Here is a 24,642-nt window from a genome sequence, read left to right as displayed (position 1 = left end):
CACCGCCGAAACGCGGTAAACAGGGAAGCATGAGTTTTCCAAGATCGGCCACACCGCTGCAGGACGTGCGACGCGTCCTCTGCGTGCTCGCCCACCCTGACGACGTCGACTTCGGCAGCGCCGGCACCGTCGCCGGCTGGGTCGACGCCGGCATCGAGGTGGGATACCTGCTGGTGACGCGTGGCGACGCCGGCGGCTTCGACGACACCCCGCGGACGCTGATGCCCGCGCTGCGGGAGGCGGAGCAGCGCGCCGCGGCCGCGGTCGTCGGGGTGAACCATGTGCAGTTCCTGGACGGCTACCGCGACGGCGTGCTCACCGCGACGATCGAGCTGCGCCGGGACATCACGGCGGCGATCCGCAGCTTCCGCCCCGACCGGGTGCTGACCAACTCCCCGCTGCGGCGCTGGGACCGCATCGCCGGTCCGAGCCACCCCGACCATCTGGCGACCGGCGAGGCGACGACGTGCGCGGTGTATCCGGACGCCCGCAATCCGTTCACGTTCACGGAGCTCGACCTGCCGGCGTGGACGGTCCGCGAGATCTGGTACTCGGGCGGACCCGACCCTGATCACCTGGTCGACATCACCGGCACGTACGAGCGGAAGCTCAAGGCACTCAGAGCCCACGTGTCACAGACGTCCCACCTGGACGACCTCGACGGCCTGATGCGCCAGCGCCTGGCGGCCACAGCGAGCGCGGGCGGCCTCCCCGAGGGAAGCCTGGCCGAGGCGTTCTCGGTGTTCCACACCGCCTGAGGACAGCAACCGCCTGAGGACAGCACGAGGCGGCCGCCTCGAAGAGAAGCGGCCGCCCCGGCAACAGCACGAACTAGGCGGTGAAGCGCACCCGCCGGCGGCGGACCATCAGCAGCAGCGCCGCGCCACCAGCGACGAGCAGCCCGCCGGCGGTGATCGCTCCGGTGAGCTTCACGCCGGTGACCGGCAGGTGCGGCACGGGCGGGGTCACGGTGACCGTGGCCTTGGCGTGCAGCTCGGTGCCGGCGACCCCGGCGAGGATCAGCTTCTGCGTCTCGTGCGGCCGCTGGGTGGTGACGAACATCCGGCCGATCGGCACGGAGCCGCTGCCCTCGGCCTCGATGGCCACGGTGCCCGCGGCGTCGGCGACGACCCAGAACTTGCCGCCGTCCGGCAGCGAGGTGACGGGCTTGCCGTCGGCGTCGACGAGCTTGCCGCCGGTGGCGGTGAGGGTGGCGGTGCCGCCGCCCGACACGACGGTGAACGGCCCGATCTTCTTGCCGGCCTCACCGGTGAGGGTGGCCGGGTTGATCTCGAGCTTCGGCGCCGGGTCCTCCGACGGGTTCTTCGCCGCCTTCACGAGGTACTCGCTGACCGCGACGATCACCGCGTACTGCTCCGCGGTGTTGCCCGTGTTGATGCCCTCGTTGTCACCGCTCAGGCCGAAGATGTCGCCGTCGGTGAGGGTCCAGATGGCGCTCTGCGTGCCGGCGTAGACCAGCTTGGCGAGCAGTTCGTCGCTGATGCCCGCCGGCTTGGCCTTGGCTGCGGCGAGCACGCCGGAGACACCCACGGTCGGGTAGGAGTGGGTCAGCACCCACCGCACCTGCCCGAGCTCTTCCTTGGTGGGCGTCGGGTTCTTGTTGTCGCCCCAGGACGACTCGACGTAAGTGTTGATCTTGATGTCGCGGCTGAAGTCGATGCAGTAGGCGAGGACCGGCTCGGTCTCCCCGGCGACCTTGATGGCCAGGCGCGGGGCGCCGGTCAGGTTGCCCTTGGGGTTGCTATGGGTGTCCTTCGCGTTGATGACCTTGATCGCTGCCGCGGTCTTCGGGTCATCGAGGTAGATCTGGGTGCCGGCTACCGGCGTGGCCAGCGGGTCGGCGGCGGCGATGCCCGCGCCGCTGAGCGCGACGGCACCCCCGACGAGCACCGCAGCGGCCAGGCCGGCCAGACGGGGAAGGTGAGACACGGGGACGGGACCACCTTTGAAGAGAAACAAGGGGACGCTCGTTTCTAGCGGTTCGGAGCCCCTCCTGTCACCTCGTACGTCACAGCAGTCACACCAGTAACACCGGTTTGTCCGGTTATACCGAGAAAAATTTCAGACCAGGCGGCGATCCGCTGCCCAGCGCGACAACTCATATCGATTGGACATCTGCAGTTTGCGCAGGACGTTGGACACGTGGGTCTCGACCGTCTTGATGGAGATGTAGAGCTCCTTCGCGATCTCCTTGTACGCGTACCCCCGCGCCAGCAGCCGCAGCACCTCCCGCTCCCGGTTGGTCAGCTGGTCCAGCTCCGGGTCGGCGACCGGCGCGTCGGGCCGTGCGGCGAACGCGTCGAGCACGAACCCTGCCAGTCGGGGGCTGAACACGGCGTCACCGTCGGCGACCCGCCGGATCGCGTCGGCGAGCTCGTCCGGCGAGATGGTCTTGGTGACGTACCCCCGCGCCCCGGCCCGGATCAGCCCGATGACGTCCTCGGCGGCGTCGGAGACCGACAGGGCCAGGAACTTCACCTGCGGCTTGCTGCGGCGCATCACGTCGAGGACGGCCCGGCCGCCGCCGTCGGGCATGTGCACGTCGAGGAGCACCACGTCGGGCTCCAACGCGGTGATCTTCTGCACCGCCTCGGCGACCCCGCTCGCCTCGCCGATCACGTCGACATGCACGCCGAGCTCGGCGCGGACGCCCGCGCGGAACATGGCGTGGTCGTCGACCAGGAACACCCGCAGGCGCTGGGTCTCGTCAGTCATCACTTCTCCGTATCGATGGGCAGGCTCAACCGCACCTCGGTGCCGTCGCCCGGTGTGCTGCGGATCTCCGCCTTGCCCCCGTGACGCTGCATGCGGGCCAGGATCGAACCGCGCACGCCGTGCCGGTCGGACTCGACGGCGGTGAGGTCGAAGCCGATCCCCCGGTCACGCACGAACACGCTCACGCAGTCGGGCTCGACCTCCGCGTACAGCGAGACGGTCTCGACCTTTGCGTGCTTGGCCGCGTTGACCAGGGCCTCACGGGCGGCGGCGACGATCGCCGCGACCCGCTCGTCGACGTCGAGGTCACCGACGACGACGGTCTCGACCGCGATCGCGAACGTGTCCTCGACCTCGGCCGACGCCTCCTCCAGGGCCGCACCGAACTTCTCCGTCGGCGAGGCGGTGGGCTTGTACAGCCAGTTGCGCAGGGTCCGCTCCTGCCCGCGGGCGAGGCGCTGGACCTCCTTGAGGTCGCCGGCGTTGCGCTGGATCAGGGCGAGGGTATGCAGCACCTGGTCGTGGACCATGGCGGCGAGCTCGGCCCGCTCCTGCTCGCGCACCCGCGCCTCGCGCTCCGTGCTGAGCTGGGTGAACATGCGGTACAGCAGCGGGGCGAGCGCCAGGCCGACCCCGGCGAGGGCGACCGCGGCGAAGCCGAGCCCGTAGCCGATCGAGGCGAGGTTGGCGCCGGCGAGGGGTACACCGGCGACGAAGGCACCGATGATGCCGACGACGACGAGCAGGCCGCCGCCGATGAACCGCACCAGGTAGGACTTGCGGTTGTTGTCCATGACCGCGCCGAGCCACGGCATCCCGGGCACCGTCGCCGACCAGCGCTCGCGCCGCTTCGGGTCCGCCTGGTGCCAGATGATGCCGGCGCCGAGCGCGATGACCGCGGCGAGCCAGCCGATCACGGCCTGGATGCCTTCGGTGGGCTTCACCATCAGCACCAGCAGCACCACGCCGACGCCGAGCGCGAGGAACGAGAAGAGCTGGTTGACGTTGCGCCGGCCGGACCGCACGTGCGGCGGCATCGGCAGCACCGCCCAGAACGCGGCGTAGAGCAGCGCGCCGAGCCCGTTGAACGCGGCGAGCAGCACGAACGCCACCCGCACCAGCACCACGGACGCGCCGAGATGGGCGGCGATGCCCGCGGCGACCCCGGCGACGACCCGGTCCGCGGGCTCGCGGTAGAGGCGGCGGATCGGCACTGGGCTGCTCATCAGGCTCGTTTCGGCTCGTGGTCCGGTGGAGGTCCACCAAATCGTCACACGCGGACCGACACCTGGACCACTCCGAGCGACCCTGGAACCGGCAAATCAGGGTGGTGTCAGGGTCGATGCCTGAGGCGGGCAGGGCTCCGCGTCAGCGAACATCAGTGGCATGACGAACCCGCCTGCCGCCGACGAGCCGGCGGCCGCAGCAGCAAAAGCAGAAGATCAAGAGCCGGATGGTGTACGTGTGGCGCCCAGCTATGAGGCCGACTACCTGCCCGACGGCGGGCCGGACGCCGACGCCGGGCAGTCCGACGTGGTGAGCACGCCCCCCGCCGCTGACGACGCCGCTGCCGACGCCGCCCCGGTCAGTGACGCCCCGGTCAGCGCCGCCCCGATCAGCGACGCCCCGGAGAGTGACGCTCCCGTGAGCGCCGCCCCGGTCAGTGACGCTCCCGTGAGCGCCGCTCCGGTCAGCGCCGCGCCCGTCAGTGGTTCGCCCGTCAGTGCCGCGCCCGTCAGCGCGTCGCCGGTGAGTGCCGAGCCCTACAGCGCGCCGCCTGCCGGTTCGCCGGTGTACTCCGAGCCCACGTACAGCGCCCCCACATACGACCTGCCCACCTTTGAGGCGCCCGCCGACGCGCCCACGGTCCGGGCAGAGCAGCCCGAGGTCGACCTGACCAAGGTCGAGCGCGACGAGCCGGCGTCCGCGCCGCCCGCCGCCGAGACCGCGACCCCCGCCGAACCGCCGGCGGGAGCCGTGCCGCCGCCCCCCGGCGCGGTGCCACCCGGCGGGTTCCAGCCCGGCGCACCCGGCGGACCCGGAGCGCCTGGAGTGCCGCCCGGAGGCAGCGGGCCGTTCGGGCCGCCGCCCGGGGGCAACGGGCCGTTCGGTCCACCGCCCGGGAGCAACGGGCCCGGCGGGCCGGGACCGTTCGGGACGCCGTTCGGCAGCGGGTTCAACCGGGGCAACCTCGTGCGACCCCAGCAGGGCCGCTACGTCGCCGGTGTCTGCGCCGCGATCGGCCGGGCCACCAACACCGACCCGACCCTCTGGCGGGTCATCTTCGCCGTGCTCACGCTCGCCGGCGGGGTCAGCATCGTCGCGTACCTGCTGGGCTGGCTCCTGCTGCCCGCCGAGGGCGACACCGGCTCCCCGCTCGAGGCGCTGCTCGGCCGGGGCAGGTCGACGACGTCGGCGCCCCTCGCGATCGTGATCGGTGTCGGCGCGGTGCTGGCGTTCCTGCTGGTGATGTCGCGCAACGTCGGCGCGGCCGCGGTCGGTCTCGCCGTGGTCATCGGCGTGGTCGCGCTGCTCGTGCGCGGGCAGGGCAACCTGCAGGCCGTCCCGCAGGGCGACCAGCAGGGCGGCGGCGGGCCGGGGACGCCACCCGGGCCGTTCGTGCCGCCACCGGCTCCGGCGGGCGCGCCGTTTCCGCCGTCCGTGCCGCCGTTCCAGGCCGGGGCGCCCGCGTACAGCGCCACGGGACCGGCGGGCGGGGCGGCACCCGTACACCCGGCGTGGCGGCAACACCAGGCGACCGTGACGCAACCCGTGTTCAGCCCCGCCTCCGCTCCGCCGGCCACGGCACCGCTCGTGCCGCCGCTGCCGCCCTCGCTCGCGCCGGTCGGCTACCGGCCGCCGTTCGCGCCGCACGGGCCGTTCGGCGGCAGGAGCCCCTACGCGGCGTCGCTCGGCTACCCGCCCGGCGCGCCGGGAGCGCCGTACCCGGGGCTCGCCCCGATCCCGCCGAAGCCTCCGAAGCCTCCGAAGGTGCGGTCCCGGCTCGGCCGGGTGATCTTCTCGCTGATCTGCCTGTCGCTGGGTGTGCTCGCCGCGTTCGAGGTGACCACCGCCGACTTCCTGGTCAGCACGTACTTCGCGGTGCCGCTCGCGATCGTGGCGCTCGGCCTGATCGTCGGCGCGTGGTTCGGCCGGGCCCGGCTCATGATCCTGCTCGGGGCCGTGCTGAGCATCGCCCTGGCGATCTCGGCCGCCTCGGGCTCGGTGGACGGCAGCCCGCCGCGGCACATCGAGAACATCAACATCAGCCCGACCTCGGTCAATGAGCTGGACGAGGACTACCGCACCGACATCGGTGACATCAACGCCGACCTGTCCGCGGTCGACTTCACCGGCCAGGAGGTCAACCTCAGCTTCCGGGTCGACCTGGGCGGCAACATCCGCATCACCCTGCCGCCGAACGTGGACGTCACCGTCGACGTCCGGGTCGAGGGCGGCGACTGCAGCGTCCTGGGGCGCGAGTGCGGCGGGTTCAACCAGAACAACCGGTTCACCGACACGGGGACCGACGGCGCCGGGGGCGGCAAGCTGCACCTCGAGCTCGACATCCGATGGGGCAACCTGGAGGTCACCCGATGAAGCCGCACCGCACCGACGGCCTCTCCCTCACGTTCGGCCTGATCTTCCTCGGCATCGTGGTCGTCTGGCTGTTCAACCAGGCGGTCGAGGTCAATCTCAGCGCCGGCTGGATCGTCGCCGTCGGGCTGATCGTCTTCGGGCTGCTCGGACTGCTCGGGGCCCTGCGCTCCGACAAAAACGACAAACCGTCTTCGGCGGTGCCATCTTCCTCGGTACCGGCGTCGCACGACCCGGACGACGTCGACTAGACACGGAATATGCTGGGCCGGCGGGGCACGCTTCCCCGCCGGCCTTTGCTTTGTCTCTGCGTTTTCTGAGGAGCCATCCAGACATGACCCAGTCTCCCGTTGGTGGCGCGTCCGGCGTCTCCCGCCGCCCGATCCAGATCGGTGACCGCGCCGCCCGGGTCCTCGCCAGCGAACTCGCCCGTCACGGCGGACCCAAGACCGGCCTCCTGGTCGGCGCGGCCGCCGGCTCCGCAACCCTCGCGGCCGCGATCGACGCGCTGCTGCCCGACGACCGGCTGACGGTCGTCGCCGCCTCCTCCGGTTCCGGTTTCGGTGCCGCCGCGGCCCTTCGGGAGCACGTCGAGCGGCAGGGTCGCTGGGTGACCGACCGGACCCGCGTCGTCGAGTCGCTCACCGAGGCCGAGCCGGCTGACGTGGTGATCCTCGCCGAGCCCCTGGCCGGCAGCGCCGACGAGGCGCGGGCCGCCCTCGCCGACCTGACCAAGCTCGTCAACGCCGGCGGCGTGCTCACCGTCGTCGTCCCGGCGACCCGCCTGCCGAGCGGCGCCGCCGACGAGGTGGAGCGCCAGGCCGCGCTGTATGGCGTGGGCAGCGACCTTGTCCTGCGCAACGTGCCGCCGGTCCGCGTGCACCGGCTGCGGCACACCCCGGCGCACCACGCCGCGGCGCACAACCTGCTGCCGGCGTTGCGCCCGTCGAGCGTCCCCCTCACCCGGGGCATGAACATCGACTCCAACGGCGTCGCCGCCGCCGGCATCGCGCTCGGCCTGGCCGCCCTGGCCAAGGCCGCCCGCCCGAAGTCGAAGCTGTGGATGGTCCCCGCGCTCGCCGCCGCCCCGGTCGCCGCGTTCTTCCGCGACCCGCAGCGCGACGTGCCCGAGGACACGAGCGCCGTCGTCGCCGCAAGCGACGGCAAGGTCCTCGGCGTGGAGCGCATGCACGACAAGCGCTTCGGCGACATGGAGTTCCTCCGCATCGCGGTCTTCCTCTCCGTCCTGGACGTGCACGTCAACCGCGCCCCCGTGGCCGGCAAGGTCGTCGACTACTTCGTCGAGGACGGCGGCTACGCCGCGGCGATGAAGCCCGAGGCGGAGCACAACGTCGCGGCGTACACGCTGCTGGAGACGGCCCACGGCCCGGTCGCGGTCGTGCAGCGCACCGGCCTGATCGCCCGCCGCATCGTGCAGCGCGCCCCGGTCGGCTCGCTGCTGGCGAAGGGCGAGCGGTTCGGCCTGATCCGGTTCGGCTCCCGCACCGACGTCTACCTCCCGGCCGACAAGGCCGCCCCGACGGTCGCCCCGGGCGACCGCGTCGTGGGCGGCGCGACGGTGATCGCGACCTGGCTCTGACCTGATCGCTCCCCGCACCCACCACGATCGAGGGACGGCCCCGGCCACACGTCACGGCCGGCGCCGTCCCTCGATCCGTGCCGGCGCCGGCCACTGAACCGCGCTGGACCCCTACGAAGCACTGTGATCGAAGAACAGATCCGGCCGTCCGGACAGCCATTCCTGTCCTTTGACCAGACGCGGGGTCGCGCAGGGGCGGGCGCAGAGGGTCGCGCATACAGCGTTCGGGTGATTTGTCCGCACCGGCGGGTTGGACGACGAGCCCCGGCAGGCGCGCGGTGAGAGTGCGCCGACCCAGCCAGCCGGGCCAGCTACTGGTCGCCCCAGGCACTCGCCAGACGTGCGACGGAACACCGCCCGCCGTGATCGAAGGACAGATCCGGCCACCCGCACAGCCACCCCTGTCCTTTGATCACGCAGGCGTCGCCCAGGGGTGGGCATAGGTCGCGCATTCGGCGTTCGGGCGATTTGTCCGCACCGGGCGGATCGCACGACGAGCACCGGCGGGCGCTCGGTAAGAGTGCGCCGAGCTGACCAGCCGAGCCAGCTACTGGTCGCCCCAGGCACTCGCCAGACGTGCGACGGAACACCGCCCGCCGTGATCGAAGGACAGATCCGGCCACCCGGGCAACCATCCCTGTCCTTTGATCACACGCGGGGTCGCGCGCAGGGGCGCAGGGGGTTGCGCGTGCAGCGTTCGGTTTATTTGCCCGCACCGGCGGGTCGCATGACGAGCCCCGGCAGGCGCGCGGCGAGAGTGCGCCCAGCCAGTCAGCCGACCCAGCTACTGGTCGCTCCAGACACTCGCCAGACGTGCGACAGAACACCGCCCGCCATGATCGAAGGACAGATCCGGCCACCCGGACAGCCACCCCTGTCCTTTGATCACGCAGGCGCCGCCCAGGGGTGGGCACAGGCCGTGATCGAAGGACGATTCCGGCCACCCGGACAGCCATCCCCGTCCTTTGATCACGTAGGCGTCGCCCAGGGGTGGGCACAGGCCGCGCATTCGGTGTTCGGGTGATTTGTCCGCACCGGCGGGTCGCACGACGAGCACTGGCAGGCGCGCGACGAGAATGCTCCCAGCCACCCAGCCACCCAGCCAGCAAGCCGAGCCAGCTACTGGTCGCCCCAGGCGTTCGTCAAGGCGTGCGACGGAGCACCGCCCGCCGTGATCGAAGGACGAATCCGGCTGCCCGCACAGCCATCCCTGTCCTTTGATCACACGCCGGGGTCGCGCGCAGGGGCGCAGAGGCGCAGGGGGCGCAGGGGTTGCGCGTGCAGCGTTCGGGTGACTTGGCCGAACCGGCGGGTCGCACGACGAGCATCGGCAGGGCTGTGCGACGGACCCAGCGGGGGTGAGCGATGGGGTGTGCCCGAGCCCCTGAACCAAGGTCGCCGGTCGAGGCCTGCGGACCGGACGCCGACTGGTGTTCGAAGGACGGCCTTGACCTCGGGACGGCCGGACGCCGGCACTCGATCACCCGCAGCGGGCTGTGACGGGGAAATGGCAGCGCCCCGCGGGCCGGGGTGAGCCGGGGCGGGGCGCTGGTGGTGCGGGAGAGCTAGGCGGTGACGTGGCGGCGCTGGCGGAGCCAGAGGACCGGGCCGCTCACCAGGTACGCCAGGACCACGGCGACGAACGTCAGGCGGAAGTCGACCAGGACGCCGACCACCGGCAGGACGAACAGCCACGGCGGAAGCTTCGCCAGGCGGGCGAGCTTGGCATACGGGAAGCTGGACACCATCGCCAGGCCGAGGACGGCGACGCCGGCGACCCGCAGGACCGGCGGCATCTCCGGGGCGATGAGGGTGGCCAGGGCGAGCACCGCCGCGCACATCGTGGTCGGCACGCCGCAGAAGAAGCGGCCGTCCTTCGGTGAGACGTTGAAGCGCGCCAGGCGGATCGCGGCGCATGCGGCGACGAGGGCGCAGGCCGGCATCAGGACGGCGGCCGGGGCTGAGTCGTTGAGCCAGGCGTAGACGACGACGGGCGCGGCCAGGCCGAAGGAGCACATATCGGCGAGGGAGTCCATCTGCGCGCCGAACGGGCTGGCGACGCCGAGGCGGCGGGCCAGGAAGCCGTCGAGGCCGTCGAAGACGACGCAGGCGATGAGGAGGGTGGCCGCGACGCGCACGTCGCCGTGGTTGACGGCGACGAAGATGGCGGCCAGGCCCAGCAGGAGGCTGCTGATGGTGCAGGCGTTGACGAGGGCGAAGCGGATGCGCCGGGCGACGGTGCGCTCGCCGGGCAGCAGCGGGATGCTGAGGCCGGGGGCGTCGTCGGGGGCGGTGTGCAGCGGCGGGACGGCGGGACTGACTGGCGCGACCGACACCACGTCGCGTGACAGTCCGTCACGGCGACGCATACGCAGTCGGGGGAGCCGGACCCTGCCCTCGCGGGTGTCGGACTCGGTCGGCGGCGGCATGAGCAGGGCGGTGGCGCCGGCGACGTTACCGTCACCGCGACGACCGACCCGCCCCGCGAAGAGCACCTGGCGGGCGAGCGAACCGCTGCGTCGCAGCCGTCCTGCCCACTGCCGGCCCCCTCCGGGGCGCGGACTGTCCGTGGTGCGTCGTCGCTGCCAAGGTGCTCTCGGCACTGATCCTCCATGCAGGAACGGGGTTCCCACGGTCGCATTCGAGGGCGTTTTGCCCCCAGTAGTCCGTCTTCGCGAGACTGCCTCGCGATCTACACCATCGCATATCGTGTCGCGCTTGGCGATGGCTCAGATAGGAACCCGCCTAGAAACATGCTCTTCCAGGGCTGACACCGGACCACTCAGCGTAGTCCCAAATTCACCTACAATTTATCTTAACGACGACGATCACTTTCCCGTCGCGGGAGTGAGGCGGCCCACTGGACGACCTCGGTGACCTGGAGGCCGGGCAGTTCGGCGCGGGCGAACCAGGCCGCCGCGGCGGTCGACCCGCCGGCGGCCTCGGTCACTCTGGGTGGCGTCGGCGCGGGCACCAGGACGCGGTAGAGAGCCCGGACGGCGTGCCAGTTGATCGGATACCCCTCAGGGCCGATCGCACCCGGATTCCGCCGATGGGTGACACCGAGCAGCGAGACGATCTCACCCTGCTGGGCGGTCTCCTCGACGAGCTCACGCAGCAGCGCCTCGGCGGGCTGCTCCCCCGGGTCGGTGCCGCCACCCGGCAGGTGCCACTTGCCCGCGCCCGGATACCCGTGGGCGATCTGGGTGAGCAGGACGCGGTCGTCGGGGTCGGTGACGAAGCCGTACGCCGCGAACCGCTGCCCGGTCGGCAACCCGTTGGGATCCGGGCGCTCGGTGAAGTCCCCGACCGCCGCGCCCGGGGCGGGGGCGACCTCGAAGACCACCCGGTCCTCGTGCAGCTCGGGCGTGACGACGGCGTGCACGTCGAGCACCGACAGCACCACGACGGACAGGTCGGCCTGCTCGACGAAGTGCCGGACCATCGCGGTCGTGGGGCTCTCGCCGTGCCGGACCGGCCCCCCGACGTCGTCGGTGCCGCCTGGACGGCGACCGTAGACGGTGATCACCCGGGATGCGCTCATAAGATCAGCGTATGCCGACGCATCAGCGCAGGCCGACCCCCCGCAGTGCCTCCTCGGTGACCTCGGTCAATGCGAGCTCGTCGAGCTCCTCGGGGTCGAACCAGCGGGCGTCCGCAGTGGAGCCGCCGACGTCGTGGATGACGGGGCGGCTGGAGCGGGCCACGTGGACGCGGTAGAACGCGCGGACGCCGTGCCAGTCGATCGGGTAGCCCTCCGGGCCGAGCTGGGCCGCGTCGCGGTGCGAGGCCACGCCGAGCAGCTCGACGATGCGGCCCTCCTGGCCGGTCTCCTCGACCAGCTCGCGGATGAGCGCGACCCCGGGCTGCTCGCCGAAGTCGGTCCCGCCGCCGGGCAGGTGCCAGGAGCCGCCGCCGGGGTATCCGTCGGAGATGCGGGTCAGCAGGATGCGGTTGCGCCGGTCGGTGCACACGGCGTACGCGGCGAAGCGCTGGGCGCGGTGCAACCCGTCCGGGCCGGGCACGGCGTAGAAGGACGGCACCTCGGGCACGCCGTCGGGGCGCAGGTCGACGGCGGCCTCGACCAGGCCGAGCGCGTCGGCGGTGAACCGGCGCAGCGGCAGCTGCTCCGCCTCCTCGCGGGTCGCCCAGCGGGCCAGGTCGGTCGGCTGGCCGACGCGGTCGCGCAGGGCGCCGCCGCGCACCGTCACCTCGTAGATGAGGCGGTCGGTGTGGATCGTGAGGCCGCGGGCGGGCAGCGCCCGCATGTCGGCGATGACGTCGCGCAGGTGGGCCACCGCGACCGAGAGGCCGGTCTCGGCGGCGGTCTCCCGCACGACGGTGTCGACCGGGTTCTCACCGTGGTCGACGGCGCCGCCGGGCAGCGACCAGACTCCGGGCGTGCCGGATTTCGCCGACGCCCGGACCAGGAGGTACTCGTCGGAGTCGGCGATGACGCAGTAGGCCGCGATGCGTCGGAGCGGCTGTAACGCTGGAGTCACGGAGATAAATTGTCCGGCAATTCCGGCCAGTGGCAAGGGCGACAGTCGCTTGAAAGGGGATTCATTCCCATTCAATGGTGCCCGGAGGCTTGGACGTAACGTCCACGACCACCCGGTTGACCTCCCGGACCTCGTTTGTTATCCGGGTGGAAATCTTCGCGATGAGCTCGTGCGGCAGCCGGGACCAGTCGGCGGTCATCGCGTCGTCGCTGGAGACGGGGCGCAACACGATCGGGTGACCGTAGGTGCGGCCGTCGCCCTGGACGCCGACGCTGCGCACGTCGGCGAGCAGCACCACCGGGAACTGCCAGACCGAGCGGTCGAGGCCGGCGGCGGTGAGCTCCTCGCGGGCGATCAGGTCGGCGGCGCGCAGGATGCTGAGGCGCTCCTCGTCGACCGCGCCGATGATCCGGATCGACAGGCCCGGGCCGGGGAACGGGTGCCGCATGACGATCTCCTCGGGCAGGCCGAGGGCGGCGCCGATCGCGCGCACCTCGTCCTTGAAGAGCGTCCGCAGCGGCTCGACCAGCGCGAACTGCAGGTCGTCCGGCAGCCCGCCGACGTTGTGGTGCGACTTGATGTTGGCGGTGCCGGTGCCACCGCCGGACTCGACCACGTCCGGGTAGAGGGTGCCCTGCACCAGGAACTCGACGTGCTCCTCGGCCTCCAGGTCGCGGGCGGCCTGCTCGAAGACCCGGATGAACTCCCGGCCGACGATCTTGCGCTTCTGCTCGGGGTCGATGACCCCCGCGAGGGCGCCGAGGAACCGCTCGGAGGCGTCGACGACCTTCAGGTTGATGCCGGTCGCGGCGACGTAGTCCTTCTCGACCTGCTCGGCCTCGCCGGCGCGCAGCAGGCCGTGGTCGACGAAGACGCAGGTCAGCTGGTCGCCGACGGCCTTGTGCACCAGCGCGGCGGCGACGGCGGAGTCCACGCCGCCGGACAGCGCGCACAGCACCCGCTTGGTGCCGACCCGAGCCTGGATCGCCTCGACCTGCTCCTCGATGATGTTGTTGGACGTCCAGGTGGGCTCGATGCCGGCGATCTCGTAGAGGAACCGGCGCAGCACCTCCTGGCCGTGCGGGGTGTGCGCGACCTCGGGGTGGAACTGCACGCCGGCGAGGCGCCGGGAGACGTCCTCGAACGCGGCGACCGGCGCGGCGGGCGAGCCCGCGGTGACCGTGAAGCCGGCAGGGGCGGCGGTGACGCAGTCGCCGTGGCTCATCCACACCGACTGGGCGTCGGGCAGCCCCCGCAGGAGCACGCCACCGCCCTCGGCGATGCTCAGTGGGGTGCCGCCGAACTCGCGCAGCCCCGTGTGGCTCGCCTCGCCCTCGAGCGCCACGGCCATCGCCTGGAAGCCGTAGCAGATGCCGAAGACCGGCACACCGGCGCCGAACAGCGCGGGGTCGACCTGCGGGGCGCCCTCCTCGTAGACGGAGGAGGGGCCACCGGACAGGATGATCGCGGCGGGACCCTTGGCCAGCATGTCCGCGACCGGCATCGAGTGCGGGACGATCTCGGAGTAGACGTGCGCCTCGCGCACCCTGCGGGCGATCAGCTGCGCGTATTGGGCACCGAAGTCGACGACGAGAACCGGCGGCGGCGTGGTCATGCCGTTGAGCCTAGTCGGCGACCCGACGTGACCTGCGTCTCAGGGTTGCTGTTGCAGCGTTTGCGGCGGTGGTACGGCGGTGACGCGCAGCGCTGCCGGTGCGCCTGCCGGCACGGCGGGGTTGACCGGCCTGACCGGGGCGACCGGCGAGTAGGCGGATCCCAGGGGCGGGCGCGGATCCGGCTCCCCCACGTTGGGCCACATGGACATGGCCCGCTCCGCCTGTGCCGTGATCGTCAGCGACGGGTTGACGCCGAGGTTGGCGCTGACCGCCGCGCCGTCGACGACGTGCAGGCCGGGGTGGCCGTACACGCGGTGGTAGGCGTCCACGACCCCGCGCTCCGGCGAGTCGCCGATCGGCGCGCCGCCGAGGATGTGGGCGGTGATCGGGATGTTGAAGACCTCGGACCAGCTGCCGCCCGGCATGCCGCCGATCTCCTCGGCGAGCAGCCGGACTGCCTGGTTGCCGGCCGGGATCCAGGTCGGGTTCGGCTCGCCGTGCCCCTGCGAGGTGGTGAGCTTGCGCCGGCCGGTCCAGCCGCGGCGCAGGCTGACGTTGAGGGAGTTGTCCAGCGACTGCATGACCAGGGCGATCACCGTCTTGTGCGACCAGCGCCGCACGGACAGCACCCTGGTGTGCCGGATCGGGTGGCGGAAGAACGCGCCGAACCAGCGCAGTGGCCGCCACGGGCCGCCGTCGGTGAGGACGGTCTGCAGCAGGCCCATGGCGTTGGAGCCGGGCCCGTAGCGGACCGGCTCGATGTGGGTGTGTGCGTCGGGGTGGAACGAGCTGGTGATCGCCACGCCGTCGGTGAAGTCGACGTCCTTGCGCAGCGAGCGGGCGCCGACGATCGACTCGGAGTTGGTCCGGGTGAGCGTGCCGACCTTCGCCGACAGCCCGGGCAGGTGACCGGCGGCGCGCATCCGCAGCAGCAGCTCCTGCGTGCCGAGGGCACCCGCGGCGAACACGACCTGCCCCGCGTGGAACGTCCGGCGGTCCCGCCGGCGACCCGTGCCCCGGGTGTCGACACGGTAGCCGCCGTCCTCAGGTCGTACCGACGCCACCGTCGTCAACTGGTGCACCTCTGCGCCGAGCCGCTCGGCCAGGTGCAGATAGTTCTTGACCAGGGTGTTCTTCGCGCCCACCCGGCAGCCGGTCATGCACGCGCCGCAGTGCTCGCAGCCGTGCCGCAGCGGTCCCGCGCCGCCGAAGTACGGATCCACGCCGGACTTGCCGAAGTACACGCCGACGGGGGTCTGGTGGAAGGTGTCGCCGACACCCATCTTCTCCGCGACCGCCTTGATCGCCACGTCCGCGCGGGTCATGCGGTGGTAGACGCTGACGCCGAGCATGCGTTCGGCCTGGTCGTAGAACGGCGCGAGCTCGGTGCGCCAGTCGGCGATGCCACGCCACTGCGGGTCGTCGTAGAACTGCTCGAGCGGCCGGTAGAGGGTGTTGGCGTAGATCAGCGACCCGCCGCCGACGCCGGAGCCGGACAGCACCAGCACGTTGCGCAGCAGGGTCAGCCGCTGGACGCCGAAGCAGCGCAGGGCCGGGGCCCACAGGAAGCGCTTGGCGTCCCACGACGTCTTGGGGAACTCGTCGTCGGCGAAGCGCCGGCCGGCCTCCAGGACCGCGACCGAGTAGCCCTTCTCGGCCAGGCGGAGCGCCGTCACGCTGCCGCCGAAGCCCGAACCGATGACCACCACGTCATATCGCACGCCTCATGGTGACTCACGAGTAAGTTACTGGGAAGTACCAAGTTTGGTATCGGTAGGCGTCGACCCGGAGCGCCTCCCCGCCCGGCTCCCCCCGGTGCGGCAGACTGAGGCACATGGCGAGACTTCCCGGCGGCCTGCCCGCCTGGCGTGGTCGCCGGCTGCTGCGCGGTGCCGGCACGATCCACGCCGGCCCCGGTGCCGCCACCGTGAACGCCGCGCGGCACGCGGCCCTGCACTCCCTGGTCATCGAGGCGGCGAAGTACGCCGACGCACCGCCGCCGACGGCGGTCACGCTCGCCGGGGCCGGCACGGTCCGGGTCGCCGGCGGGGTCCTGCGCATCGGGCTGCCGCTGGTCTGGGGCCTGCCCGCCGACCACCTGCGCATCGTCCTGGCGCACGAGCTGGCGCTGCCGGACACCAAGCACATCGACCTGGTCCGCGGGCTGCTGGCCGCCCGCGAGGCCGACCCGAAGGTCCTCGCCGCGACCGGCCCCCTGTCGGTGACCGTCGAGCAGGTCCGCGACGCCGCCGCGATCGCCGCCGGCGGGGGCGGGCTGTCCGGCGTGGAGGACGCGGCCGCGGCGCTGCTGCGGGCGGCCACGATCGAGACCGCGTTCGCCGCGTTCGCCGCGGCCGAGGGGCGCCACGTCGTCAGCCTCGAGGACGGCGCAGAGCCGGCACCGGTGCGGGTCGCGGACCTGCACGCCGGGTGGCGGCTGCGGCTGGAGCGGTGGGGCGCGCCGGTCGTCGACGGCGGGGCGCTGCTCGACGAGGTGCCGCTGCGGCATCCCGGGCTCGCCGCGGACCTGCGGGCCCTGCACGAGGTGCCGAAGCCGGGCCTGGCCGGCGACGCGGTCGCCCTGGACGCTCTGTCCGCCGAGGAGGAGCAGGCGCTGGCGGCCGAGGTCATCGGCGGCGACGGCGAGTGGACGCGCTTCGCCGAGCTGCCCGTCGAGGTGTACGGCGGCGAGGTCGAGCGGCAGGCCCGCGAGTACGTCCAGGCGGTGCGCACGGTGCTCGGCCGCGACCCGGACGGGCGGGACGAACTCGCCGGGACGCTGCTGCGCCGGCCGGTCGACGTGGAACGGGCCCGGCGCGGCCTGCCCGTCGACTCCGGCGACGGCGGCTCCGCACCGGCCGCGCCGCCGTGGATGGGCGTGGTGCTGCTGTCGGTGCTCGTGGAGTACACGCTGCTGCGCAAGGACTGGCGGCGCGAGCACCCGCTCGTGGCGCGGCGCCTGGTCGGGGCCGGGGGTGAGGTGCTCGACCTCAACGAGCTGTACCAGCGCCCCGACGAGCTGCGACGGCTCTTCGCGGGCGGCGCCGCGGTCGTTGCGGGCGGCGCCGCGGACCTCGCGGGCGGGTCTACAGGCTGAGGGTCGGGGTCGCGGCCAGTTCGATCGGGTGGATCACCTGGTACCCGTTCGGGACGTGCTGCTCGATGACGCCGGCGGCGAGCTGGTTGTAGCCGCTGCCGTCGAAGCGGATCCCGTTCCACGGCATGACGGTCTGGGTCGCCGGCAGCGACAGCTGCTGCACGGCGTTGCGGACCACCGGCGGGCTCAGGTCGGTGACCGAGTCCATCGCCAGGGCGAGCAGCATCGTCGCGGTGAAGGCGGCCGCCGCGACGTCGGTCATCTTCGCGTGGAACGCCTGCTCGAACATGCCGCCGACGATCCTCGCGATCGGGTTGCGCCCGGCGAACTCGCCGGACCAGCCGCTGGCCCGCAGGACCTGGTTGTTGCCCTTGATCGCGTCCAGCGCGCCGACGCCGGGGCCGAGCGCGATGACCGGCGCCTTGCCCTTGAGCCGGCCGGCGAGCTCCGAGGCCGCGGCCGCCTCCTGGGCGTTGGTCACGATCGCGAGGACGGCGTCACCCTTCTCGATGAAGTCGCTGTCACCGGCGCCGTCGGCGTTCAGGGCGATCTGCTCCTTGCCGCCGATCTCGTAGCCGGCGGCGAGGCTGAGGTCCTCGATCGAGGTGCGCACGCTGGCGATCTCGTCGCCGGTCGCGCCGCTGGCCTTGCCCGACGCGGTGATGACCCGGTTGAACTGGCTGGTGCTGTCGCGCTCCCGGTACAGCAGGGCGAGCGCGGTGGAGACCATCTGCCGGTCGCTGGGCTGGATGCGGAAGTGCGCCGCCCGGTTGAGGTCGACGAACGTGTCCGCGGTGCTCAACGCGTCGACCAGCGCCACGCCGATGGTGTCGGTCTCCCGGCCGGCGGGCGCGGCGACGTCGAGGGTGTCGGCGAGGACGAGGCCGACGGCGCCGTCCTGCACGAGGCGCGAGGCCTCCTTCTCCACCTTCTCCGGCGCGCTGTCGGTGTTGCCGACGACCAGGGTCAGCTTCGCGCCGTTGCGCAGGCCGACGCCCGTGCTCAGCGGCAGGTTGATCGGCAGGTCCTTGACGTCGTTGTTGACCAGCTCGATGGCCAGCTTCGCGCCGAGCTGCGCCTGCTGGCCGATCGCGGCGTTGGGCCCGGTCGTGGAGACGAGCAGGCCGATCGCAAGGGTCGAGGGCACCTTCGGCGCGGGGTTGCCGCTGCTCGTGCAGGCGGTCAGGAGCAGCGCTGTAGCGCAGACAGCCGCGGCGAACACAGCCACAGCGGGCCGGCGGCCGAGGATGTGCACGACAGAGGACTCCTTGGTCACGCGGCAGGTGGGACGGCCGTATCCTTCCTGTCTGGTCGATGCGTTTCAACCCCGGTGTCGAGCTTCAAGTAATGTGACCTGCACCACAATGACGTGGTTGGACAGATGTCGCAACCCTGGTTTGATAAGGCTCGCACGCTGCTCAGGCAGCGCGATGACGCATGCGAAAGGTGTGAGGGGTGCAGACCTTCGCTTCGCCACCTTCATCGAGGGCTCCCGCCGTCGTTATGAAGGTGAACAGCCACCGGCGACGCAGGCCAGGGGAGCCGCAGCGACGCAGCGCTTCGCTGTTCCGTGTCCGCGACTGGCGGGTGCCCACCAAGCTCGCCGCCGTCCTCGTGCTGCCCGCCGTGGCCTTCCTGGTCATCGCCGGGGTCCAGATCAATGCCTCGGTGCAGGACGCGTCCAAGCTCGACCAGTTCGCCCAAGGGGTCAAGGTCGGCCGCCAACTGACCAATCTGATCCACTATCTGCAGCTGGAAAGGGACCGAACGGCTGGAGTTCTCGCCAAGTCGACCACCGTGCAGGCACCGCCCGGATCGACTTCGAGCAATCAGGAGCTGTCGGCCAACTACGCCGCGACCGACGCGGCCCTCGCCGCCTTCTCCAAGGCCGCGCGCCCGCTGCTCGCCAACCCGATCTTCAACCAGTCGCAGAACCGGGTCAGCGCCGACTTCGCCGACCTGTACCTGGTCCGCGACGGCGTGAAGAAGCGCTGGCTGCGCGAGGAGGCGGTCTTCGACCAGTACTCCTCCACCATTCAGCACCTGTTCGAGCTGGTCCCCGACCGCCCCGACATCGGCGGCGACTCCCAGTCGGTCACCGAGGTCTCCTCACTGATGGACCTCGCTCAGGCCAAGGAGCTCAAGGACCAGCTGCGTGGGCGGATCTTCGCGGCCGCGAGCGCGGGCAAGTTCGCCCCCGACGACTTCGAGACGTTCTCGGAGATCCAGGCGCGGCAGGTCGCCGCCGTCGAGCGGTTCCGCGGCTCCGCCAGCCCGCGGCACCTCGCCCTCTACGACCGCAACCTGCGCCAGACCTCCGTCGGCACCGTCACCCGGCTCCAGCAGCAGGTCATCTCCCGCGCCCGGGGCGCCGCCGTCGGCGTGACCCCCGAGGAGTGGTGGCTGGCCAGCACCAGCGAGCTGGACTACATCCGCACCATCGAGCAGGAGCTGCTCGAGGACGCGATCGAGGGCGCCGCCAACCGCAGCGCCTCGCAGCGCACCGAGGCCATCCTGGCCACCTCGGTGATCGTCCTCGTCATGCTCGTCGCGCTGCTGCTGTCCTGGCTCATCGGCCGGTCGATGGCGCGCTCGCTGCGGCAGCTGCGGGCCCAGGCCCTCGACGTGGCGCAGCACCGCCTCCCGGAGGCCATCCAGCGGCTGCGGACCCTGCCCCGGGGCGAGACGGTCACTGTCGACACCACCACCAGGGTCCGCTCCACCGACGAGATCGGTGAGGTCGCCGACGCGTTCACCGCCGTGCACCGCAGCGCGGTCAGCCTCGCCGTCGAGCAGGCCGTCATGCGGCGCAACGTCAACTCGATGTTCGTCAACCTGGCCCGCCGCTCGCAGACCCTCGTCGAGCGCCAGCTGCAGCTGCTCGACCAGCTGGAGTCCGCCGAAACCGACCCCGACCAGCTGGCCAACCTGTTCCGCCTCGACCACCTCGCCACCCGCATGCGGCGAAACGACGAGAACCTCCTCGTCCTGGCCGGCAGCGAGGCGACCCGGCGGTGGGCGCAGCCCGTCTCGCTGTCCGCTGTCGCCCTCGCGGCGATGGCGGAGATCGAGCAGTACGCCCGCATCCGCCACGACGTCGCGACCGACATCTTCGTCGTCGGGCACGCCGTCTCCGACATCGTCCACCTGCTCGCGGAGCTGCTGGAGAACGCCACGACGTTCTCCCCGCCGGACACGGTCGTCGCCGTCTCCGGCTGGCCCGCGAAGCAGACCAAGGAAGCCACGATCGTCATCGAGGACCGCGGCCTCGGCATGACCGAGTCCGGTCTCGTCGACGCCAACGACCGCGTCTCCGCCCCGATCGCCATCGACGTCGCCGCGTCGGAGCGGATGGGCCTTGTCGTCGTCGGCCACCTCGCCGCGCGGCACGGCGTCCAGGTCCGGCTCGACGCCACCGACGAGGGCGTCACGGCGTACGTGACCCTGCCGGCCCGCCTCCTGGCCGCCCCGCCCGAGGGCGCCGGGCTGTACCACGGCAGCGGCAACCGCATCGCCGGCATGTCGCGCCTGCCCATCACCGCCGAGGCCGACGCCCGCCCGGGACCCGCGGTCATCTCCGCCGAGGACGCGCCCACGGCGGTCCTGCCGGCGCTGCCCGGACGGCCCAGCGGCGCCGCGGACGAGGACGTGCCGGCGGTCGCCGCGCCGCCGCTGCCCTCGGTGCCGGTCGCGCTGACCACCTGGCCGGTGGCCTCGTCGTCGGCGGCTCCTGCCGGTGCGGACGTGATGCCTGGCCAGCGGGTCCCGTCCAACGGCGCCTCCGCCCCCGGCACCTCCGCCGCCGGTGGCGCCGTGCCTGGCGCCGCGCCGGGTGTCCCGGTCCCCGGCGTGCCCGTGTCCGGGGTGCCGGTGTCGGGTGGCCCCGTGTCCGGAGCGCCCGTTTCCGGTGTGCCGGTCTCCGGTGTACCGGTGTCCGGCATGCCGGTCTCCGGCGGGCCGATGCGTGGCGCGCCCGTTTCTGGTGTTCCCGGTGCGTCCGGCAACGGTGGTTCCGGGGTGCGCGTTCCGGGTGGGCCCGGTTCCGGCGTGCCGGCAGCTCCCGTTTCCGGCGTGCCCGTTTCCGGCGTGCCCGTTTCCGGCGTGCCTGGCGCTGGTGTGCCCGGTTCCGGCGTTCCCGTGGGTGGGGTGCCCGTTTCCGGGGCGCCGGTTTCGGGTGTGCCGGTCTCCGGGGTTCCCGGGGGCACCGCCGCCTCGCCCGCCTCGCCCCCATCGCCTGCCTCCGGGCCGCCGTCGCAACGGTCGGCGAACGGCGGGCCGGCTGGGGCGCCGACGCGGCGTGGACCCAGCCGGGCCGAGGACATCATCGGCGCGGCCGCACGCGGCAACGCCGCACCGCCGGCCAAGGGCACCCGCTGGTGGTCGAAGGCCGCCGCGGGCGACGCACCGGCGTCGACCACACCGACCATCCCGGCCCAGCGCGCCCCGGTGACCGCGGGCACGAGCGCCAGCGGCCTGCCGATCCGGGTACCTCTGGCACAGTTGCCGGGTGACACCGGGCAGACGTCCATGCCCGACGTGACGCAACCGATCATGGTCGCGTCGCACACAGAGCCGGACCCCGCGAGCGTCAGCAGCATGCTCACCCGGTTCTACAGTGGCGTGCACCGGGCCGCGAATGAAGACGAGGTACCCACGGTGCCGATCAACGATCATCGAGGGAGCACGGCGTGACCCTGAGCCAACAAGCACGGGACCTGAGCTGGTTGATCAACGCCTTCACCGAACGGGTGCCGGGCATCGCGCACGCGGTGGTGGTGTCCTCCGACGGCCTGCTGGTCGCGGTTTCGGACCATCTGCCCCGCGACAGCGCCGACCAGCTGGCCGCCGTGACGTCGGGCCTGGTGAGTGTCACCAGCGGCGCCGCCCGCATCTTCGACGGCGACGAGGTCAAGCAGACCGTGGTCGAGATGGGCCAGGGCTTCTTCCTGGTCATGACGATCCGCGACGGCTCGATCCTCGCCACGCTCGCCGGCCGCGAGGCCGACATCGGCGTCGTCGGCTACGAGATGGCCCGCCTCGCCAAGCAGGCCGGCGAGATGCTGACCCCCGCGCTGCGCGCCGAGCTCCAGCAGGCCCTCCCCCGCTGACCCTGCCCCACACCGTCGGCGTGATCGAAGCCGCCCCGCGGTCGCCCCGGCGACCAGCACCCGACTCCGATCACGCCGTCCACAACCCAGCGGCGACCCGGGCGCCCGTTTCGCACCGAGCGTGCGATTACGGGCGCCTGATCCCGCCACTCGGACCGCCGCCAGGTCCGCCCCCGCAGTGCCCTCTCGATCGAAGTCGCGGGCTGACCGCCCGGACGCCTGCCCGCGGCGTTGATCACGGCGCAGCGGCGAGGTGGCGGGTGGCGGCCCGCGCCCGGCAGTGTTCTGCCTTCGGCCGCGGTCCGGGCCGGCGGACGATCTTGCGGGCGTGATCAAAGGACAGCAGTGGCCACCCCGACGACCACAGGCGTCCTTCGATCAAGCGGCGGGGCGAAAGATCGCCGCCTGGAGGGCGGTACTCACCGGTCCAGTCATCGATGGCCACGACTTCCCGCGATTCGGAGACGCCATCCCGCCGGAACCACCGATTGACACAACCCTTCACAGATCGAAGTCGTCCCATGGCTGCTCCGACGACCACGGAACGACTTCGATCAAGCCACGCATGGTCAAACAGCGGATCACTGCCGCCCGAGGGCAGCCACGGCGCGACTTCGATCACGACGGTGCCCCGCCCAAGACCGGCAAAGCGGCTGGAAACAGCGAGCGGCCAGAACGGCGAACGACCCGGGCGGCCACGGGGCGACTTCGATCACGACAGTGACCGCCCGGAACCGGCAACTCGCCCGGAGCCGGCAACTCGCCCAGAAACGGCGAAACGGCCGGAACGGGCAACGGCTCAGAACCGCGAACGGGTGGGACGGCCGGGGGCGGCGGGGGCCGGCCGGGGACGGCGGGGGCCGGCCGGGGACGGCGGGGGCCGGCCGGGGACGGCGGGGGCCGGCCGGGGACGGCGGGGGCCGGCCGGGGACGGCGGGGGACAGCCGGGGACGGCCAACGGTCCGGAACTGCCACGAGGCGACTTCGGACATGAGGCGACTTCGGCCGCGAGACGACTTCGGCCATGACGGCGGCCGGCCCGGAATGGCGAACGGCGAACAGCCGGAACGGCCACGGCGCGGCTTCGATCACGACCGCGACCAGCCCGGAACGGCCAACCGCCCAGGACGGCCAACAACCCGTGGCGCCACGGGGCGGCTTCGGTCGGCCCGGGACGGCGAAGCGGCTGGAGACGGCGGACGGCCCGGGCCGGGGAGCGGTCCGGGCCGTCGGCGACGGTGCGGGGTTGGGTCAGCGGTCGAGCAGCAGGCCGACCTTCTGGAACTCCTTCAGGTCGCGGTAGCCGCACTTGGCCATCGCGCGGCGGAGGCCGCCGAAGAGGTTGAGCACGCCGTCGGGGTCCTCGGACGGGCCGTAGAGGACCTTGTCGAGGGTGCCGAGGGACTCCTCCGCGGAGCCGAACGAGCCGCGGGGCAGCTTCGGGTGGCTGGCGGCCGAGTGCCACCAGGCGCCGCCAGCCGGGGCGGAGTCGCTGCGGGACAGCGGCTCGCCGACCATGACGGCGTCGGCGCCGCAGCCGAGGGCCTTGGCGATGTCGCCGGAGGTCTGGAGGTTGCCGTCGGCGATGATGTGGACGTAGCGGCCGCCGGTCTCGTCGAGGTAGTCGCGGCGGGCGTCGGCGGCGTCGGCGATGGCGGTGGCCATCGGGACGCGGATGCCGAGGACCCGGTCGGTCGTCGACCACTCGTCGGCACCGATGCCGACGATGACACCGGCGGCGCCGGTGCGCATCAGGTGCAGCGCGGTCTGGTAGTTGGTGCAGCCGCCGACGATGACCGGCAGGTCCAGGTCGGCGATGAACTCCTTGAGGTTGAGCGGCTCGTCGGTCGTCGACACGTGCTCGGCGGAGACGAGGGTGCCCTGGATGACCAGCAGGTCGACGCCCGCGTCGAGGATGACCGGGGCCAGGGCGAGGGTGTGCTGCGGCGAGACGCGGACGGCGACGGTGACGCCGCCGTCGCGGATCTCCTTGACCCGCTCGCCGATGAGCTCCGGCTTGATCGGCTCGGCGTACACCTCCTGGAGGCGCCTGGTGGCGTGCGCGTCGTCGTCGAGGTCGGACAGCTCCTCAAGGATCTTGCTGGGGTCCGCGTAGCGGGTCCAGAGACCCTCGACGTTGAGCACGCCGAGCCCGCCGAGGCGGCCGAGCTCGACCGCGGTCGCGGGGCTCATGGTGGCGTCGGAGGGGTGTGCCACGCACGGGATCTTGAACGGGTACGCGTCAAGCTGCCAGTTGGTCGACACGTCGTCGACGTCACGGGTGCGCCGTGTCGGAACGATCGCGATGTCGTCCAGGTGGTAGCCACGCCGGGCGCTCTTGCTCAGCCCGATCTCGACCACGTCACGCATTTGCCGCTCCTGCCAT

At 72.3% G+C, this 24,642-nt stretch carries 18 protein-coding genes; 7 read left to right on the top strand and 11 right to left on the bottom strand.

What is annotated here, in order from left to right:
• The first annotated feature begins 29 nt into the window (after positions 1–29).
• Complete coding sequence (locus OHA72_RS13700; protein WP_327008199.1) at positions 30–758, top strand: PIG-L deacetylase family protein; 729 nt, start codon at positions 30–32, stop codon at positions 756–758.
• 73 nt (positions 759–831) lie between these two features.
• Here OHA72_RS13700 and OHA72_RS13695 read toward each other — a convergent pair whose 3' ends face one another.
• The 3 genes from OHA72_RS13695 to OHA72_RS13685 all read right to left on the bottom strand — a co-directional run bounded on the left by OHA72_RS13695 (position 832) and on the right by OHA72_RS13685 (position 3,962).
• On the bottom strand, positions 832–1,950 hold the full coding sequence (locus OHA72_RS13695) for a thioester domain-containing protein (RefSeq protein WP_327008198.1): 1,119 nt from the start codon (positions 1,948–1,950) through the stop codon (positions 832–834).
• 132 nt (positions 1,951–2,082) lie between these two features.
• Positions 2,083–2,736, bottom strand: a complete 654-nt coding sequence (locus OHA72_RS13690) for a response regulator (RefSeq protein ID WP_327008197.1) — start codon at positions 2,734–2,736, stop codon at positions 2,083–2,085.
• The gene (locus OHA72_RS13685; RefSeq protein ID WP_327008196.1) at positions 2,736–3,962 is read right to left on the bottom strand and encodes an ATP-binding protein; all 1,227 of its coding nucleotides are present in this window, start codon (positions 3,960–3,962) and stop codon (positions 2,736–2,738) included. The genes OHA72_RS13690 and OHA72_RS13685 overlap by 1 nt, the downstream gene beginning before the upstream one ends.
• 238 nt (positions 3,963–4,200) lie before the next feature.
• Between OHA72_RS13685 and OHA72_RS13680 the strand changes: the two genes are divergently transcribed.
• The 3 genes from OHA72_RS13680 to OHA72_RS13670 all read left to right on the top strand — a co-directional run bounded on the left by OHA72_RS13680 (position 4,201) and on the right by OHA72_RS13670 (position 7,933).
• On the top strand, positions 4,201–6,336 hold the full coding sequence (locus OHA72_RS13680) for a PspC domain-containing protein (RefSeq protein WP_327008195.1): 2,136 nt from the start codon (positions 4,201–4,203) through the stop codon (positions 6,334–6,336).
• Positions 6,333–6,584 carry a hypothetical protein gene (locus OHA72_RS13675; RefSeq protein ID WP_327008194.1) on the top strand — a complete coding sequence of 84 codons (252 nt, stop codon included), beginning with the start codon at positions 6,333–6,335 and terminating at the stop codon, positions 6,582–6,584. The genes OHA72_RS13680 and OHA72_RS13675 overlap by 4 nt, the downstream gene beginning before the upstream one ends.
• Positions 6,585–6,667: 83 nt before the next feature.
• Positions 6,668–7,933: a phosphatidylserine decarboxylase gene (locus tag OHA72_RS13670; RefSeq protein WP_327008193.1), complete on the top strand. Its 1,266-nt coding sequence runs from the start codon at positions 6,668–6,670 to the stop codon at positions 7,931–7,933.
• A 1,565-nt stretch (positions 7,934–9,498) separates the two neighbouring features.
• On the opposite strand, the gene OHA72_RS13665 is transcribed toward OHA72_RS13670, so the two are convergent.
• The 5 genes from OHA72_RS13665 to OHA72_RS13645 all read right to left on the bottom strand — a co-directional run bounded on the left by OHA72_RS13665 (position 9,499) and on the right by OHA72_RS13645 (position 15,772).
• Positions 9,499–10,458, bottom strand: a complete 960-nt coding sequence (locus OHA72_RS13665) for a CDP-alcohol phosphatidyltransferase family protein (protein ID WP_327011554.1) — start codon at positions 10,456–10,458, stop codon at positions 9,499–9,501.
• A 290-nt stretch (positions 10,459–10,748) separates the two neighbouring features.
• Positions 10,749–11,477 (bottom strand): NUDIX hydrolase, encoded by a 729-nt coding sequence (locus tag OHA72_RS64640; RefSeq protein WP_442788576.1) that lies wholly within the window; start codon positions 11,475–11,477, stop codon positions 10,749–10,751.
• A 22-nt stretch (positions 11,478–11,499) separates the two neighbouring features.
• Entirely contained in the window at positions 11,500–12,435 is a 936-nt protein-coding gene (locus OHA72_RS13655; protein ID WP_327008192.1) for an NUDIX domain-containing protein, read from the bottom strand.
• A 61-nt stretch (positions 12,436–12,496) separates the two neighbouring features.
• Positions 12,497–14,050 carry a glutamine-hydrolyzing GMP synthase gene (gene guaA, locus OHA72_RS13650; protein WP_327008191.1) on the bottom strand — a complete coding sequence of 518 codons (1,554 nt, stop codon included), beginning with the start codon at positions 14,048–14,050 and terminating at the stop codon, positions 12,497–12,499.
• A 39-nt stretch (positions 14,051–14,089) separates the two neighbouring features.
• Positions 14,090–15,772 carry an FAD-dependent oxidoreductase gene (locus OHA72_RS13645; RefSeq protein WP_327008190.1) on the bottom strand — a complete coding sequence of 561 codons (1,683 nt, stop codon included), beginning with the start codon at positions 15,770–15,772 and terminating at the stop codon, positions 14,090–14,092.
• Between the two features lie 113 nt (positions 15,773–15,885).
• Between OHA72_RS13645 and OHA72_RS13640 the strand changes: the two genes are divergently transcribed.
• The gene (locus OHA72_RS13640; RefSeq protein ID WP_327008189.1) at positions 15,886–17,148 is read left to right on the top strand and encodes a M48 family metalloprotease; all 1,263 of its coding nucleotides are present in this window, start codon (positions 15,886–15,888) and stop codon (positions 17,146–17,148) included.
• Here OHA72_RS13640 and OHA72_RS13635 read toward each other — a convergent pair.
• Entirely contained in the window at positions 17,138–18,403 is a 1,266-nt protein-coding gene (locus OHA72_RS13635) for an ABC transporter substrate-binding protein (protein WP_327008188.1), read from the bottom strand. The two genes, OHA72_RS13640 and OHA72_RS13635, sit on opposite strands and share 11 nt — an antisense overlap.
• A 332-nt stretch (positions 18,404–18,735) precedes the next feature.
• On the opposite strand from OHA72_RS13635, the gene OHA72_RS13630 reads away from it, so the two are divergent.
• Both OHA72_RS13630 and OHA72_RS13625 read left to right on the top strand, forming a co-directional pair.
• The gene (locus OHA72_RS13630; protein WP_327008187.1) at positions 18,736–21,840 is read left to right on the top strand and encodes a sensor histidine kinase; all 3,105 of its coding nucleotides are present in this window, start codon (positions 18,736–18,738) and stop codon (positions 21,838–21,840) included.
• Positions 21,837–22,256, top strand: coding sequence for a roadblock/LC7 domain-containing protein (locus tag OHA72_RS13625; RefSeq protein WP_033357615.1), 420 nt, complete (start codon positions 21,837–21,839; stop codon positions 22,254–22,256). Before OHA72_RS13630 ends, OHA72_RS13625 begins: the two co-directional genes overlap by 4 nt.
• Before the next feature lie 235 nt (positions 22,257–22,491).
• Here the strand turns inward: OHA72_RS13625 and OHA72_RS13620 are convergent, their stop codons facing one another.
• Positions 22,492–22,878, bottom strand: coding sequence for a hypothetical protein (locus OHA72_RS13620; RefSeq protein ID WP_327008186.1), 387 nt, complete (start codon positions 22,876–22,878; stop codon positions 22,492–22,494).
• Positions 22,879–23,507: 629 nt separating this feature from the next.
• A complete protein-coding gene (locus tag OHA72_RS13615) occupies positions 23,508–24,626 on the bottom strand; it encodes a GuaB3 family IMP dehydrogenase-related protein (RefSeq protein WP_327008185.1) in 1,119 nt (372 codons plus the stop codon).
• Positions 24,627–24,642 lie beyond the last annotated feature (16 nt).

The organism is Dactylosporangium sp. NBC_01737, from assembly GCF_035963215.1.
Classification (GTDB): domain Bacteria; phylum Actinomycetota; class Actinomycetes; order Mycobacteriales; family Micromonosporaceae; genus Dactylosporangium.
This window is presented reverse-complemented; position numbering and strand designations above follow the sequence as displayed.